Annotated in this window: 12 protein-coding genes; 9 read left to right on the top strand and 3 right to left on the bottom strand. The window is 32.4% G+C overall.

Translation table 11 applies throughout. From position 1 onward, the window contains the following. The first annotated feature begins 169 nt into the window (after nt 1-169). Together P2Q73_RS01340 and P2Q73_RS01335 are read left to right on the top strand one after the other, a co-directional pair. Nucleotides 170-2,749, top strand: a complete 2,580-nt coding sequence (locus P2Q73_RS01340) for a hypothetical protein (RefSeq protein WP_275783090.1) — start codon at nt 170-172, stop codon at nt 2,747-2,749. Next, the gene (locus tag P2Q73_RS01335) at nt 2,749-3,216 is read left to right on the top strand and encodes a hypothetical protein (protein ID WP_275783087.1); all 468 of its coding nucleotides are present in this window, start codon (nt 2,749-2,751) and stop codon (nt 3,214-3,216) included. The genes P2Q73_RS01340 and P2Q73_RS01335 overlap by 1 nt, the downstream gene beginning before the upstream one ends. Before the next feature lie 566 nt (nt 3,217-3,782). Here P2Q73_RS01335 and P2Q73_RS01330 read toward each other — a convergent pair. After that, nucleotides 3,783-5,078, bottom strand: coding sequence for an HIRAN domain-containing protein (locus P2Q73_RS01330; protein ID WP_275783084.1), 1,296 nt, complete (start codon nt 5,076-5,078; stop codon nt 3,783-3,785). A 730-nt stretch (nt 5,079-5,808) separates the two neighbouring features. On the opposite strand from P2Q73_RS01330, the gene P2Q73_RS01325 reads away from it, so the two are divergent. The 4 genes from P2Q73_RS01325 to P2Q73_RS01310 all read left to right on the top strand — a co-directional run bounded on the left by P2Q73_RS01325 (nt 5,809) and on the right by P2Q73_RS01310 (nt 12,394). Further along, entirely contained in the window at nt 5,809-6,729 is a 921-nt protein-coding gene (locus P2Q73_RS01325) for a phage/plasmid replication domain-containing protein (protein WP_275783081.1), read from the top strand. 103 nt (nt 6,730-6,832) lie between these two features. Next, nucleotides 6,833-9,214 (top strand): EcoAI/FtnUII family type I restriction enzme subunit R, encoded by a 2,382-nt coding sequence (gene hsdR / locus P2Q73_RS01320; protein WP_275783078.1) that lies wholly within the window; start codon nt 6,833-6,835, stop codon nt 9,212-9,214. Nucleotides 9,215-9,245: 31 nt separating this feature from the next. Next, the gene (locus tag P2Q73_RS01315; protein ID WP_275783075.1) at nt 9,246-10,691 is read left to right on the top strand and encodes a type I restriction-modification system subunit M; all 1,446 of its coding nucleotides are present in this window, start codon (nt 9,246-9,248) and stop codon (nt 10,689-10,691) included. 47 nt (nt 10,692-10,738) lie between these two features. After that, nucleotides 10,739-12,394, top strand: a complete 1,656-nt coding sequence (locus P2Q73_RS01310) for a restriction endonuclease subunit S (RefSeq protein ID WP_275783074.1) — start codon at nt 10,739-10,741, stop codon at nt 12,392-12,394. Between the two features lie 28 nt (nt 12,395-12,422). Here P2Q73_RS01310 and P2Q73_RS01305 read toward each other — a convergent pair whose 3' ends face one another. Beyond that, entirely contained in the window at nt 12,423-12,899 is a 477-nt protein-coding gene (locus tag P2Q73_RS01305) for a hypothetical protein (protein WP_275783072.1), read from the bottom strand. Nucleotides 12,900-13,086: 187 nt separating this feature from the next. On the opposite strand from P2Q73_RS01305, the gene P2Q73_RS01300 reads away from it, so the two are divergent. Continuing rightward, nucleotides 13,087-13,344 (top strand): helix-turn-helix domain-containing protein, encoded by a 258-nt coding sequence (locus P2Q73_RS01300; RefSeq protein WP_275783070.1) that lies wholly within the window; start codon nt 13,087-13,089, stop codon nt 13,342-13,344. Nucleotides 13,345-13,422: 78 nt separating this feature from the next. Here P2Q73_RS01300 and P2Q73_RS01295 read toward each other — a convergent pair whose 3' ends face one another. Next, nucleotides 13,423-14,787: a zinc-ribbon domain-containing protein gene (locus P2Q73_RS01295; RefSeq protein WP_275783068.1), complete on the bottom strand. Its 1,365-nt coding sequence runs from the start codon at nt 14,785-14,787 to the stop codon at nt 13,423-13,425. Nucleotides 14,788-15,114: 327 nt separating this feature from the next. On the opposite strand from P2Q73_RS01295, the gene P2Q73_RS01290 reads away from it, so the two are divergent. Both P2Q73_RS01290 and P2Q73_RS01285 read left to right on the top strand, forming a co-directional pair. Further along, nucleotides 15,115-15,732 (top strand): DarT ssDNA thymidine ADP-ribosyltransferase family protein, encoded by a 618-nt coding sequence (locus tag P2Q73_RS01290; protein WP_275783065.1) that lies wholly within the window; start codon nt 15,115-15,117, stop codon nt 15,730-15,732. 13 nt (nt 15,733-15,745) lie between these two features. Continuing rightward, the gene (locus tag P2Q73_RS01285) at nt 15,746-16,483 is read left to right on the top strand and encodes a DarT1-associated NADAR antitoxin family protein (protein ID WP_275783062.1); all 738 of its coding nucleotides are present in this window, start codon (nt 15,746-15,748) and stop codon (nt 16,481-16,483) included. The last annotated feature ends 69 nt before the right edge of the window (nt 16,484-16,552 follow it).

Below are 16,552 nucleotides of genomic sequence, written 5' to 3'. Positions count from 1 at the left end.
TAAGTATGGATTAAGTATCTATTGTACAATAAGAATGGTGGAATATTTTGAATTTTAAAGAAAAAGAACCAACAATAAAAATAGTTAAGGGATAGCTAACTGAAGTCCTCTATATATGGGGGCTAAAGAAATGGAGAATAAGATAATAGTTGGAAGAAGGGGTTAGTCGATGCTACCGTTAAATCAAATATTCTCAAAGAATTTTGAAGAAGAAAAGTATTGGATAGGGTTAGAAGTTCATTATTACAAAATTAATGATCAATGGAAGGATGTCTATAAACCGAAACTTGAAAAAGCATTATTATCTATGACATTACCCCAGTTAAAGGAACTGTGTGGTATTTGTAATATAGATTATGTAGAAAATAAAGAGGAAGTAGTAAATAAGATTAATAGCAATGAAGATATCTCAAAGTTGCTGTATTATTTAAAAGAATTTCAAAGCAAGAAGAAAAAAGCAATAAACGAGCTATACGAATGGTTATTTTTAAATTCAGAAACAAGATATGATTTATCATCAATTAATAAGCTATTACATTTTTATTTAGTAAATAAATCTTTACTATTTGATGTATTTACTCTCTATAAATGGGGGACAAAAGCATCTGGTAATAAGTATTTAACAAAAAAGAAATTAAAACCAAAAGATTTGATTGAAATAGAATCTAATAATCAATTTCTTGAAAAAATTACCGATACAATGCATTTGAAATCAAAATCGCATCATTATAAAGTTGTTTCAACAGCAACAAATTCTGCTCACAAGATAATAGTTCTCATTTATAAACAAATGGCTGACATATTACTTGCAGATTTTGATGGTAATAAAAGTAATAAAAAAGTGTCGGAAATAATGTTCGAAATAGACTTGGATGATAAATCTATTTCCATTAAATCAGGCAATAAAACAGATGAAGAATCATTAATAGAGTATTTTGATTCCAACTTTAACACGGATCTACAAAAATATAAAATGGAAACCTTTACTGAATTCTCAAAGAAAAAGTTTGAGCAATTACTCACCTCTCCAGAGATATCAGAAGGTTTAGATTATAAAGCATTTATTTCAAGTATTACTTTCTATTCAAGTTCATTATGGAAATCACCAGCTCTTACGTTCGACTTAAAGGATGATGATGTTTGGCCTGCTGTAGTTGAGGCTAATAAATCAGGAGTAATTAGACCAACAAGTTTAAAAGATATAAGATTTATAAAACTTACCTACAATGACTTTTCATCTAAAAGAATATATTCCAAAATGGAACCAAACGGTGATATTACATTCCGTTTACAAGATGCGAATTTGACAAAACAACAGATACAACAAACTAATGACATTTTTGAAATGCTATTAGGACTCCCAATCAACCAACCTATAAGTAATAAGGATTTTACGGAAGGGACAGCAGACAAAGTTGATTTTATCTTAAAACGCTGTAATCCAGAGGAACTTGGTTCTACTAAGGAGTTATTTGATGAATTAATGGAAAAAGGTTTAATTAACCAAAACAGTATTTCAGGTTATTCTTGTGCAAACGAAGACTGCCAGGCTTTCTATGATCAATTGCCTCAAAACGATTGTGAGGTTTGTGGTGATGAAAACTTTTTTGAGATTCAAAGAACCAAATATGATTTGAATTTCAATAAGGTTAAAAAATTTACAAAGAAGCAACTTAATGCCTGGGCTAATGATAGGGGATATAACTTATTGAATCCAACAACATTAACTCTATATGATAAAAAATATGAAATGTTTAACTTTGAGAAGGAGTACCATTCCATTCAAGTATTAGTAACAAGTGAAATACTACCTGGCAGAACATTGAAAAGATTTAGGAAGCTATTAACTCCAACTATTGTAATATATGTGGGATATCATGAATTTGATTTTATAAATCACAATAGTGACAGCATTTATCCAATGAATTTTGGACAAATATATTCATACGAAGGTGATGAATTGTATGACCGTTTGGATAAAATTATTGATATTCTTGATTCAAGATCATTGACGATTGTTACCCAAGCATCCTCTATGGCTTATGAATCACTAATTAAATTAAGCGAGGCAGAGGATTTAGGAGAATATAATGATCGGGAATTTGAAGATGATGTGTATGCGATAGTTAAGGATATTTTTCCAAATGCTGATAAATGGGGAAGGGAAATGAGTGGTGAAAGAGTTCCAGAAGGACTCTTTTCATTGCAGTATAATACACAAATAGGAATGACTAACCAAGAATTCAGGCGAATTTACTCATTTGATTGTAAATTGACTGCTAAGGAAAAGGGATATGATTTAGGTATTTCAGAGAAGAGAAAGGCTTGGGATTATATTGACGAACTTCATAATATAAGGGATATTACGAAATACAGTGATAGAAATGAGGTATCTGGTCATATATTTATAACAAATAAATATAAAGAAAATCAGATTGATGAAATGCGTGAATTCTTTAATGAAAAAATGAGTGGTAAAGCATCCACAATGCCAATTTTTATTGAAGTTGATCAAATAATTTTGATTCATAAATTATTTAGGCTGAATTATAAAGATATTTTAATTAGAAGAAATACTTTCTATGAAGAAATGAATAATCTCTTAATACAAGAAGACGGAATTATTAAAGAGACTGATATTTGTAGATGTTTTGAAGAGGTGTTGGAACAGGAACCAGAACAAAGACATCTTGATATGCATAGAGTGCGAAAGAATATAAAAAAAGGTGGGAAAGTAGGGAGAACCTAATGGAAGACAATTACATTAGGGTGAAGGAAGACGTTCTGATAGATTATGTCATAGATAATCTATCAATTTTAAAAGTTCAAATTTTAAAGGAATACCAGTATAGTTATAAAGTTAAATTTTGTGATAGTTTGACCGTAGGTATTCTTTTTGAAAAAAGTAGGTGTAAGATTTTTTATTGTGACATAGAAAACGGAGAACTAATCAATGTATTCATAAAAACGTACAATGAATTCATTTCTGATGCAATTATTAATAAATTTAAAGAATTGAATCTTCCTGTCTACATGCAAAGATTTCAAAAGTTTAATAATGAAATGGTACGTGAATTAATTATCGACTTACTCTTACTTGGGAAATTCGAATTGAAATTTAATCCTTTTTTCAATGAGGTTGAATGCTACTGGAAGAAAGGAAATATTAGCTTTTTAATTAGTCCAGAAAGTAACGAGCTATATAATGTATTGTAAATAAAGTAAATTCCTCATAAATTTAGACGCATTGTTTTATTTTCAATGCGTCATTTTTTATATTTAATAATAGTAAAAGGTTAATAAAAGTTAATCATTTTTGATAAATTAATTGAAGTTCTTAATGAAATGTATAGCAATATGATAAACAGTTTTAATAATAGAATAGTTGAATAAGATTATCAATTGATGTTCTTTTCTTTTGTTATTAAACTCTCCAAAATAGAGGGAAAGGAAGATAGGAGTAAGAGAGAAAAAGGAATAAATGGGGAGGAAAAGGAAGGAAAAACATTCGAAACAACGTTCGAAATTCATTCCTAAATCCTTGATCCTTACCCACCTTTTACGGAAAAACCGAGTTCCATAGGCTTGGGGGAAGGATTGGAGAGAATGAGTTGAGAAGAAGCGGGGAAGAAGCGATTAAAAGTAAGGATATTAATTGATAAGGGTTTGATGGAACATGATAATTAGTATTGAGGCTTCGTCAAAAATTATTGTGATTTATAAAGTTGAAACGTTCGGAAAGAGTTTTTCCGAACGTTTCCATAAAACGATAGTAAGAAGTTCTAATTATTGATCAAAAACGGAATTTTTTCTAACAAGTTTTCTTCTGGTATTTGTGGTTTTAAACTTATTAAGAGATGTTTTCTATCAAAATCTTTTTTTAATAAATGTGCATCATACTTAAATCCGCATTTCATCTTATATGAAAAAATTGATGCCCAATCTTTTGCGATATAACCTATTTGATTATTATCATCGGTTGCAACTTGAATAGCAAATGGATCATATGGATTATTTGGTTCTCGAATTAATCTTAAATGATCCCCTTCATTTAATTCATTAATAAATTTCATTCTATTCCCGAAAGATAATCCAATAACTGGCAATTTAAATGCTTCAGATTGCATATGAGAAGGCTCCCAGTTATTTATTTTTTCTTTGAAGTTCATATCTAATATAGAGTAAAAATCTGAATCAATAATTACTTTTTCCTCTACCATTGGTTGTCTAAGGAATGTTGAGACTTTTTTTACACTTTTATTATCCCAGAAGCCCTTAACTTCAATTATGTAGGTCTTCCCATCTTTTTTGACTCTAAAATCAGGTATATATGACCCGATTTCAGTTGAAATATATGAATTCTCGTACTCCCACTCTAAATTTTTTTCTTTTAGTAATCTCGCAATATTTGCTTCCCAGGATGATTTAAAACCTTTTCCAAGGTCTTTTCGAAGTCCTCCAGAAGCCCTTGAATAATCTCCGAAATCATCTGATTGTATTGGAAAACTTCTATATAACCCAATATTATAATTTCTATTCATATTCACTTTTGTACGATAATTATGAAAGCCTACACGTATTCCCGAATCTTCTGCTGTAGTCCAAACTCTTCTAACTGGATTAAGTTCTAATGAATATTGATCAGGAAATTCTAAGTAAACTATATAAATCGTAATTAATCTTCCATCTGGTAACTCTCTTTGATGTTTTATGTGATTTAATCCCTCGTATTTTAAAATTTCTTCAAACTTTATTTCTGATAGACTATTGACAATAATAAAATATTTCTCAACAGGTTCTTCAATTAACAAAAGATCATGAATTGTAAATAAGTCTGGGTAGTTCTCTAAATAGTATTTTATGCAATACCAAGCGTTTCCTTTTGTGCAATACGAATAGTATTCATGTGCCTTGATTCCTAAAACTAAATCTTTTTGAAATGATGTAATCTTCTCTAAATGGACAAGTTCATTCAATTCTTCTTTTAATATTTTTCCATAATCCGTGTTGTCATACACCTCAAGTTCTTTTAAGTTGTCTTTAAAAAGTAAATAGGGCTTATCTATAAAATTATCCATATCTTAAAACTCCATTCTATATCAATCTTAAGAAGACACTAAATTACTCATTGCGTCAAAAAATTATTACTTTCCGATATTTTCCTCACCTCAAATTTCTCTCTCTGTTTTAAGAATATTATAACACTTTAAATATTGTAAGATGTTGTAAAATTTAAAGTCTATATTATTATTAATATATTAATTAATCAGGTATTTATAATCAACAATGTGTGAGTGGAAGGATAGAGATAAAGTATGCAGTGAATAGAAAAAGAATAGTAACCAAGCATTAGGTTAATATGGAATGAAGAGGTTCTTCAGGATCCGTTATATAACAAAATGAGGTTATAAAGATAACGGTATCAATCGTGTAAATAGAGTTTTGAATTTGGAAGTCACCATTCAAATAGGTGACTTTTTTTGTATGTTGTTAAGACCGCATGTGATTATTTTATTTTTAAAATCATAGCTTTACAGGGTGTAAATCTCTTTTAAAGATACTAAAACATTATAGAACCAAAACCTCGTAGTAGAATACTTGACTTGCTTGTACAATAGCACTATAAAATCGCTCAAAATGCGGTTGAAAGGAAAAATAAATATGGGTGGTTCGGGAAAAAATCCATATGTAAAGTTGGCTCCTTCTTATACAAAAAACCTGATGAATAAAGGGATTTACCGATATAAAGGGTCATCTCATTGGCTTCCCGTAACCATGGATATTAGAACACAAAGGAGGAAAAATAGTATGCTTCATACAGCACACTTTTATTTAGATATAACAGGAGAGGAGTTGTATTTTCTTGAAAATCATTTAGGAGTTTCATATGAGAACATTGGTAGTAAAGCTAATGAATATGTGGATGGTATCACAACTTGGGTAACAAAAAAGTACGGGACAAGATTACACTTCAATGTTGATTTCATTAAGTTATTAGGAAAGCCAAAGATTATTGAATCAGACTATTTGGAAGTAGAGAAAAAATTGAAAAGTTATTTATTATATTTGTTTTTGAATCAAGGGTATTACGATAGAGTAGTCCTAATCCGAATTGATTATCGATTGGATGTACGGTTACCTGAAAACAAACGTAAAGCAATTATGTTCCTGTATAAAAAGACAGCAGAGAAGCATCGATATCAGAAGAAGTTTGACCAACATGAAACAACTATATACTTTAACTCGAAAAGCATTCAAGGAACTTGCTACGATAAAGAGGCGGAGGTTCATGCAAAGGGGAGAGAGATGGAAGAATATGAGAAGGACATTCTAAGATTCGAAGTACGATTACAAAATCGACACTTGAAATATATGAAGTATAGACAAGGAAAAGAAAAATGGTTAGAAGAGTATTTTCAACAAGCATTGTACGAAAAATATATGAAACAGTATCTTGGAGTATTAGTTTTTGGTGGGGATTATTACAAAATAAGTGGTGCAAGAAAGATAGTTAATGAAAGTAATCTGGAAGAAAAAGAACAAAAACAAATACTCGACTTCCTTCGTTATGTTTCACGATATGGCATTGAAAAGGCAAAAGAAAAGAATACACGTTACTACTTCAACAAACTCCTCAATCAACTGAAAAACCTGAATATCAACCCAATTCTTATCCCAAGAGACAGAAAAGATTTCGCTTCTTTTATTAAAAACCCCTTTAATATTTGACAATAGTCAAAATAAACCCCCAGTTTCCTACTATTTAACGCATTCATTCCTAAATATTTGTTACAATAATGATTAAGAAGAATAATAGTTTGGAGGGTTAGGTTTGGCGAAAAAACTTTCAGAACGTGATATATGTACAAAATTTATTACCCCCACTCTGATAAATGCAGGGTGGGATTTACATAAGCAGATACGAGAAGAAGTAACTTTTACAGCAGGGCGTATTGTAGTAAAGGGTAAAAAGCACGTCAGAAGGAAAAGTAAACGTGCCGATTACATTCTTTTTCATAAACCAAACCTACCCTTAGCCATAGTTGAGGCAAAAGACGGAGAGCATTCCGTCGGCAGCGGAATGCAACAGGGTTTGGAATATGCTGAAGCACTGGATATCCCTTTTGTGTTTAGTAGCAACGGTAAAGGCTTTTTGTTTCACGATAGGACAGGAATCAGTCAACCGATGGAGCAAGTGCTTACCTTGGAGCAATTTCCTACTCCACAAAGGTTATGGAGTATGTACAAACAGTGGAAAGGGATCGATGATAAAGCAGAAAAGGTTATCACACAGGACTACTTTACGGATTTAAGCGGTAAAACTCCGAGATATTATCAAAGAATATCCATCAATCGAACGGTTGAAGCAATTGCAAAAGGACAAGATCGGGTACTCCTCGTTTCCGCTACGGGAACAGGTAAGACAATGATAGCATTTCAGATAATTTGGAGGCTATGGAAGTCTCGAATGAAGAAGAGAATACTCTTTCTTGCTGACCGAAACATATTGGTAGACCAAACAATGGCGAATGATTTCAAGCACTTTGGTGATAAAATGACGAAGATAAAGAATCGAAAGGTTGATAAATCTTATGAAATTTTCCTTTCTTTGTATCAAGCAGTTACTGGTACGGATGATTTAAAGAATATATATAAGGAATTCTCACCTGACTTTTTCGATCTCATTGTAATTGATGAAGCCCATCGGGGTAGTGCAAAGGAAGATAGTGCATGGCGTGATATTCTTGAATATTTCAGTTCAGCTACTCAAATAGGTCTTACTGCAACACCAAGGGAAACAAAGGAAGTTTCCAATATTGATTATTTTGGAGAACCTATTTACACTTATAGCTTGAAACAGGGCATTGACGATGGTTTCCTTGCCCCTTACCGTGTTATTCGTTACACAATAGATAGGGATGTAGATGGATGGAGACCATCGAAGGGACAGCTTGATAAATACGGTAATAAAATTGAAGACCGAATTTATAATGCAAAAGACTTTGACCGTAATTTGGTACTTGAACAACGGCATTTAGAAGTAGCAAAAAAGATGACTGAATATATGAAGAAAACAGATCGCTTTCAAAAGACCATTATCTTTTGTGTAAACATTAAACATGCAGAAAGTATGCGTGAAGCACTTGTAAATGAAAATTGGGATTTAGTGAAAGAAAATCATAAATACATCATGCAAATTACAGGAGATAATGACGAAGGGAAAGCAGAATTGGATAATTTCATTGATCCAATTAGTAAATATCCCGTTATTGCTGTTACTTCGAAACTTATGACAACAGGTGTTGATGCACAAACGTGTAAATTGATAGTGCTTGATAGTAACATCAATTCAATGACAGAATTCAAACAGATTATCGGTCGTGGTACAAGGGTAAATGAAGAGTATGGAAAATATTCGTTTACAATTATGGATTTTCGTAATGTCACGAACTTGTTTGCAGATAAAGACTTCGACGGGGAGCCTGTTCAGATATATACTCCAAAAGATGGAGATGATCCTGTTCCACCTGATATAGATGAAGATGAAGATGAAGATATCGAAGAACCTATTGATATTCCACCGCCATTTGGAGGAAATAATGGTGAGGATGGTTTTGACGAGGACATATATGGTGAGGGTGAAAATAAACCACGTATCTATTACGTTCAGAATGTAACAGTACAGGTAATTAACGAGAGAGTTCTGTATTATGGGGAAAATGGTGAACTTATAACAGAATCCCTGACAGATTATACAAAAAAGACCGTTCACAAGGAATTTCGTACACTTGATGATTTTATTCAATCCTGGAATGACGTTGATAAAAAGGATGCCATTATTGAAGAACTGTTAGAACAAGGTGTATTATTAGACGAGCTTCAAGAAGAAGTAGGAAGTGAATATGATCCATTTGATCTTATATGCCATGTTGCTTTCGATCAAAAACCGCTAACACGTAAAGAACGAGCAAACAATATAAAAAAGCGAGATTATTTTGCTAAGTACGGTGAAAAGGCAAGAGCCGTATTGGAGGCATTACTTGACAAGTACACTGATGAAGGAATAGAGCATTTTAAAAGTATGGAAGTGTTAAAACTACGACCCTTTGATCAACATGGTTCGTTAATAGAGATTATCAAATCATTTGGTGGAAAAAAACAATACCTACAAGCTATACAAGAATTAGAACAGCAAATTTATATCACAGCATAGAATGTAGTTCATAATGGAGGAAAAGAAATATATGTCAATTTCAAACACAATTAAATCAATCCAAGACATTATGCGTCAAGATGTTGGTGTAGACGGTGATGCACAGCGTATTGCCCAACTTGTATGGATGATTTTCTTGAAAATATTTGCTGATAAAGAAACTGAATTAGAGTTAATAGAAGATGATTATGAGTCTCCTATTCCAGAAAAATTACGTTGGGAAATTTGGGCGGCCGATGAAGAAGGAATGACAGGGGACGATCTGTTAGATTTCATCAACAATGAGTTGTTTCCTAAATTAAAGGATTTGTCTGATGTGGAGCCTGGTACAAGAGGCTATATTGTAAAAGAAGTGTTCCGAGATTCATTCAATTATATGAAAAGTGGGACACTTATGCGTCAAATCATCAACAAAATCAATGAGATTGACTTTAATAGCTCCAAAGACCGCCATTTATTTAATGATTTCTATGAGTCATTTTTAAAAAACCTTCAATCAGCGGGGAATGCAGGTGAGTTCTACACACCGAGAGCGGTAACACAATTCATGATTGATATGGTAAATCCACAGTTAGGAGAAAAGGTTATTGATCCCGCTTGTGGAACAGGTGGATTTTTAAAGAGTTCGATTGAGCATTTAATGAAACAAGCTAATACAGCAGAGGAACGGAAACTTGGTCAAGAATCTATATTTGGTATAGAAAAGAAACAATTACCACATATTTTATCCGTTACAAACTTAATACTACATGATGTTGATGTACCGAACATCCGACATGACAATTCGTTGTCTCGACCAATTCGTGATTATAGCTCCAAGGATAAGGTTGACGTAATCGTAACCAACCCCCCTTTTGGTGGCATTGAAGAAGATGGGATTCAAGCGAACTTTCCTAACGCATTTCGTACAAAAGAAACTGCTGATCTATTCATGTTACTTATCTTGACGCTTTTAAAAGACAGTGGTAGAGGAGCTGTAGTCCTCCCTGACGGCTTTTTGTTCGGTGAAGGCGTAAAGACAAGAATAAAAGAAAAACTGCTGGAAGAATGTAATTTACACACGATTGTAAGGCTTCCTAACGGTGTTTTCTCACCATATACAGGCATTCGCACTAATCTTCTTTTCTTCAAAAAAGGAGTGCCTACGAAAGAAATTTGGTACTATGAACACCCATATCCAGAAGGACAAAAGTCGTATTCTAAAACAAGACCTATCCGTATGGAAGAATTTGATCGAGAAAAAGCATGGTGGGACAAACGGGAAGAAAATGAAAATGCATGGAAAGTCACTATAGAGGAAATCAAGGAGCGAAATTATAATCTCGATATCAAAAATCCTCACTCAGAAAAGGAAGAACTGCTTGATCCAGAAATTGCTTTACAAAAATACTTTGAATCAGTTGAACAAGTAAAGGAAGCAAAGCGACAATTAGTTGATGAATTATCAGCCATGTTGAAAGAAGGTTCAAACGCATGACGGCACTATTAGAACACTTTCACGAAGCTGTAAATACATCAGAAGACGTGGCAAAAATAAAAAAGTACATCCTTCGACTGGCAATGCAAGGGAAATTGGTTGAGCAAGACCCTAATGATGAACCTGCATCGGAATTATTGAAAAGGTTTGATGAAGAGAAACACAAGTTAATTAAAGAAAAGAAGATACAAAAGGCTAAACTGCTTCAACCTATATTTGAAGATGAATTTCCTTATGAGCTTCCAACAGGTTGGAAATGGGTTAAGTTAGGGGAAGTTTCAGAAAATATCCAATATGGGCATACAGCATCTGCTACTACAGAAAATACAGGAGTTAAATTTGTAAGAATTACCGATATTCAAGATAGCAAGGTTATCTGGGGAAATGTCCCTTACTGCCAAATAGATGAAAAGAAGTTAAGTGGTTCGATACTTTCAAATAATGACATCTTGATTGCCAGAACAGGAGGTACAATTGGTAAGTCGTTTGTAGTTGAAAATATTGAACAGAAAGCAGTGTTTGCATCATATTTAATAAGGGTGAAAATTTACCAAGGGGGCTTTCCTAAATATATAAAATTATTTCTTGAATCAGATTTGTATTGGAGCCAACTTGAAAGTAAGTCGCAAGGAACAGGGCAACCAAATGTAAATGCGACATCCCTGTCTAATCTAATATTGCCATTACCTCCAATATCCGAACAAAGAAGGATTTATAACAAGGTAAGGGAATTATTTAAGCAATGTAACGAATTATCCTCTAAATTCGTTAAAAAACAAACGACATCAGCTATGTTGAACAATAGCATCTTTACAAGGCTACAAGATCACAGCAACCCTGAACAAATGCGTGACCTGAGATTTGTCATAGAAAATATGGAACAACTTTGCAACGATGAAGAAAGCATAGATCAACTTCGCAACGCAATCTTATCCCTTGCTGTACAAGGGAAGTTGGTAGAGCAAGATGTGAATGATGAATCTGCTTCAGTGTTGGTTGGGAAGGTAAAAAAAGAAAAAGAAATAATGATAGCAGAAAAGATAAGCAAGAAAGAAAAGCCATTGTCTTCAATTACAGAAGGTGAAATTCCATATGAACTCCCTCAAGGATGGGAATGGGTAAGACTTGGAAATTTAAGCAAGGTAATTGAATATGGAACCTCTCAAAAGGCTACAGAAATTAATGTTGGTGTCCCTGTACTACGTATGAACAACATACAGGAGGGGAGAGTCATATACGAAAATTTAAAATATGTTGAAACGTCTATAAAAGATTTACCAAGACTTTATTTGAAATATGGGGACATTGCATTTAATCGTACAAATAGTTATGAATTGGTGGGAAAAAGCGGTTGTTACTTGGAAGAGGATGATGCTTACACCTTCGCATCCTATTTGATAAGAATCAGCTTGTTCACAGAATACCTTATTCCAGAGTATATCAATTATTACTTGAATTCACCTGTATGTAGGATAACTCAAATTGAACCACAAATAACCCAGCAAAATGGGCAGGCGAACTTTAATGGAACAAAACTAAAAGGTGTGCTGATTGCACTCCCTCCAAAAAAAGAGCAAAAAAGAATTGTTCAACGATTGAATTCTTTACAAAGAATATGTGATGATTTAGAAAAAACACTTATAAGTAAAGAAAAAAGCAGAGATATATTGATGAATGTCGTAGGGAAAAGTGAAAATAATTAGAAAAGAGCCTACTTGGCTCTTTTTTCGATTATCGCTTGTATCGTTCCATAAAGTCCAATAATGACTGTGCAATCAAATCCTGCATTTTTAGATGTGGATAGTAATTTTCGCAAAATTGACTAAAGTATTTATAAATGTCTTTATTCATCTTGATGCTTTTATTCTCATAAGTTGCGTTTTTTGCATACACTCTTTCATCAAGTAAAACTAAGCGGTTTGATTGAAACAGATCAACTAATCTTTGTAGTGCTTGTCTATTATCGTAAATAAAAGTAATAGAATCACTTTCCACTTTTTCATTAGTTTCGGAGGCTATAACTCGTACATACTGCTTATTCTTCTTATTAAATTGATATTCTCCGTTATTTCTCATTTCAGTCGTAAAGGTAGAATACGCAAAGTTTACCATAGTTGCGATTTCCTTTAGTGTATGTCTCTTTAATAAATGATTAACTTCCTCCACTCTTTTCGCAGGTGATAGTGTAATAAATTCGTCTTTATTCATCTCAAAACTCCTTTCTATTTGTAATGTTTTTGTAGTTATCAAATCATATACAAGAAATGTTTATTTATGCCGTTTATTCGGTAAAAATTCCTTTGGAACTGAATATTTATAGGATGAATTTCTATTATATATAGATGATTGTATATATCAGGGGTTTTACAAAAAACAGTTTAGAAGGAGAAGGGAAATGAGTACAATATCCAATCAAAAGACCATTTTCGGTACATTTTTACTGAAATTAAGATTTAAAAAAAGATGGACTCTGTCTGATTTAGAAAAGGAAACTGGTATCACGGCAAGTTATTTAAACAGACTTGAAAATGGAGAAAGGAAAAATCCAACGGTTATTGTTGTATATGCTTTGGCAAGTGCATACAATGTCGAATTGAAAACTATGGTTGATCTGATTATGCTTGATCGACAGGAAGAGAAAATTGAGGAATAAAGAATAAAGTGCTTTAGAGCATAATTTCTAAAAGACTCAGAGCCTTGGTTAATGTTAAACATTAACCAAGGCAGCGTTTTATAACATATTATTTTGAGGATGCCATCTTACCAAGGGACTATCAGGATTAAGAATATCACTTACAAAAAATAGGCATTTAGGGCATAAGCCTTTTGATTTTACAAAAGTTTTAACCCTTCTTGAATAAGGATGGTTGCAATCGGGATTAGGACAAGAAATTTCTAATAGATTGTTCGAACCATAAGAAAAGTACTTTTGAATATCAGGAATATATCTCAAAAGACCAGGTGCAGTTGCTTCCAAGGAATTTGTTTTGTTAGATGGATAATCAGAACGAGAAACTTTTGAAAGAAATTTGGCAATCAGTATATATATTTCCTCATCGCAATATGAAGTAATATTTAAATTATAGATTTCCTTTAGTATAGCCAAAGTTTCTTGAATTGGTTTAACTAAAAACTTGTAGGTATACTCATGTTTGCAACAAACTACCTCATATTGATTTTCAAAGTAAATTAAATTAGGTAGTCCCGCTTCTCGGATTCGAATCAAATGTAAAACTTCATCACAATTAGCCAACATATCATTTTTTTTCTGATCAGAGTGTTGCCTTACGTCATGCTGTTTGCCATCAAACTCAATCCCTATACATAAAATATTATTATAAAGATCAATCTCAACAGGATTACCATTAGATTCCCATCGAATTGTCTTTAAATTAGATTTTTTAAATCCACCAATAAGTTTGTTAAGAACCATACGAAGTAGCTGTTCAGTACTTGAGTTAATAGTGTGATTTGGGCATCCTTGGTTTTGTTCTGTTCTACAACTTACCGATTTTATATAGTATTCATTACACTCATCACACCACCATAATAATTCCTTAGAACTATAAGGTAAAATTAAATTAGGATTGTAATCAGAATGTAAAGTCTTAGCGACTTCTGGAAACAAAACCTGTAAATTGTGATCGGGTGTTGCAGATTGCCCATTACAAAGAGGACATGGTATATGATTGACTAAGTCTGCACATCTTTGAGTTCCTTCCCAATTATGTTCTTCACAATGAAGATATACTTCTTTATTTGAGTACATAAGAGTATATTCAGGATACATATTTTTTTCAGCATTCTTTCTATTATCCCAGTATTTGTAAACCATGGAAGGGGCCTTATACATAACACTTTTTTTAAATGGAAGTTCATGACACACGTTACATACGGGAGAGCCTTTACGGATAGCTTTGTATACTTGATTAGGAGTTTTTCTAAAACTACATAATCTTCCCTCAAAATCACAAATCCAATATGCCAAAGTTTTATTGTCCTTTGTGTTTATATCACTAAACTCCAGATTTAATAATTGCTTATTTTTTTGGCCATCCCACATTTGATGCATAAGTTCTTTATTATTTTTTTTCATGATGAAAATTACCTCCATTTTTTTGATTACGGAGGTAGTTATTTGTTGAACGACGTATGTTTATGACAGGAAATTATTAGCATTGCCCATTTATATAGTTTCTATTCATTATTTAGTAAATTATTTTTTACAAATAAAAATTTTGCACAATAACTAATTTATGAAGTGTTAAAAATAGATGTTCTTTGTCACTAATGTCTTCCAAGTCCCAAGCTAATCATAAAAGTATGAATGTTTCCCTATTTCAGAAATATTGTTTAAAGAGAAAACTCTTTATAGTATCATAGTATTAGTTACAATTTACTGTATAGGGAGAGGGAATGTTATATGCAAAATGCCGTAGAACAGAGGGGTATAAAATATTTAGTGCATTTTACACGTATTGAAAATGTTGTTAGTATATTTAATAATGGCCTTGTACCAGTGGATACACTACGTCAAGGGGGAATGAGTTTTTCCCATAATGATGACTACAGAATGGATAACTGTGAGGATGCTAATTGTTTGTCTATTCAGTTTCCAAATTACAGAATGTTTTTTAAGTATAGGAATGAAAATCCAGGAGTTGATTGGGTAGTGTTAGGGATAAAAAAGGAGGTTTTATGGGAAAAGGATTGTGCATTCTGTATAGAAAATGCGGCCAGTAATAACGTTACATCTACTTTATTAAAAAAACGAAAAGGTGTTGAAGCATTTAATCGTCTTTATAATGAGTACCCAGGAAAACCAACGAGAACAGATTTGGGGATAAAACCCAACTTACCTACCCATCCACAAGCTGAAGCATTGGTTTTTGATGTAATTGAACCAGAGTATATATGGGGAGTAGCGTTTGAGAGTTTATATCAAAAGAAAAAATATGCTTCACTAATACCTTCTCATATTAAATCACAAGTTAAAGGGAGTTTATTTAGTTATAGAGATGACTATGAACATTGGAGGTAAATAAGGAGGAATTATGGCAGAAAGACCTGTATTTATATGTAAACCAGAATTAAAAGGCTACGTTGAGGTAAAAGATATAAAGTTTGAGTGGTTCCCTGGATTTTCTGTGAAACAAAAGCAGAAATCAATAGAATCACTTCATCTAAGTTTTAAAGAATTATATCCTTCTCAGAAGGTTTTAGAGGTTTCAAGTAAATCTGATAAGGAGTTAGGCATATCCTTAAGTGCATTTAACCTGATGATAAAAACCAAAAACGATAAAGAATTTAGCGTTGAAACCGCATTTCAAGCAAGTAAGGTTTTTGAACATGATGGCCCTTTTGTAGATCTTTATGAAAAAACCTCAAAAGAAGCAAAAAAAGATCCAAGAATCAAAAATAGTGGAAAATTGATCCATTTTCAGTATTTTAGTAGAAGGTGGGAACTTGAACCAAAGACATTTTTTTATGATTGGCTATATACTAATGCCTTATCACATAATAAGGATTTGAGTAAAGAGGTTGTGCAGTATGATGCTTTTACAGATATTGAATTCAATCCTCAGAAATCCATTAATTGTCAGGCAAGGTCTGTTGCACTTTATGTTTCATTATATAGAGCAGGCGTATTAGAAGATGCTTTGTCTTCGATTGATAAATTTAAAGAATTAGCATTTGGACAACAACCCACTAAAAATAATGTAAAAGTTGATAACAATAAAAAAGAAGAGCATGAGCAAATAAGTATCTTTGATTTAAAAGATAGGGAATAAAAAAACTTGTCTCCGTAAGTTTTTATAACATAGTCAAAACCATGGTCAAATATTTTTAATAGTTGCTAT

The organism is Bacillus sp. Cr_A10 (assembly GCF_029222665.1).
Classification (GTDB): Bacteria; Bacillota; Bacilli; order Bacillales_A; family Planococcaceae; genus Psychrobacillus.
The sequence above is the reverse complement of the archived record's forward strand: the minus strand, read 5'-3'. Positions and strand labels throughout refer to the sequence as shown.

Coding starts and splice junctions, on each gene's coding strand:
- P2Q73_RS01340 (WP_275783090.1), top strand. CDS start 170: ATGCTACCGTTAAATCAAATATTCTCAAAGAATTTTGAAGAAGAAAAG.
- P2Q73_RS01335 (WP_275783087.1), top strand. CDS start 2,749: ATGGAAGACAATTACATTAGGGTGAAGGAAGACGTTCTGATAGATTAT.
- P2Q73_RS01330 (WP_275783084.1), bottom strand. CDS start 5,078: ATGGATAATTTTATAGATAAGCCCTATTTACTTTTTAAAGACAACTTA.
- P2Q73_RS01325 (WP_275783081.1), top strand. CDS start 5,809: ATGCTTCATACAGCACACTTTTATTTAGATATAACAGGAGAGGAGTTG.
- P2Q73_RS01315 (WP_275783075.1), top strand. CDS start 9,246: ATGTCAATTTCAAACACAATTAAATCAATCCAAGACATTATGCGTCAA.
- P2Q73_RS01305 (WP_275783072.1), bottom strand. CDS start 12,899: ATGAATAAAGACGAATTTATTACACTATCACCTGCGAAAAGAGTGGAG.
- P2Q73_RS01300 (WP_275783070.1), top strand. CDS start 13,087: ATGAGTACAATATCCAATCAAAAGACCATTTTCGGTACATTTTTACTG.
- P2Q73_RS01295 (WP_275783068.1), bottom strand. CDS start 14,787: ATGAAAAAAAATAATAAAGAACTTATGCATCAAATGTGGGATGGCCAA.
- P2Q73_RS01290 (WP_275783065.1), top strand. CDS start 15,115: ATGCAAAATGCCGTAGAACAGAGGGGTATAAAATATTTAGTGCATTTT.
- P2Q73_RS01285 (WP_275783062.1), top strand. CDS start 15,746: ATGGCAGAAAGACCTGTATTTATATGTAAACCAGAATTAAAAGGCTAC.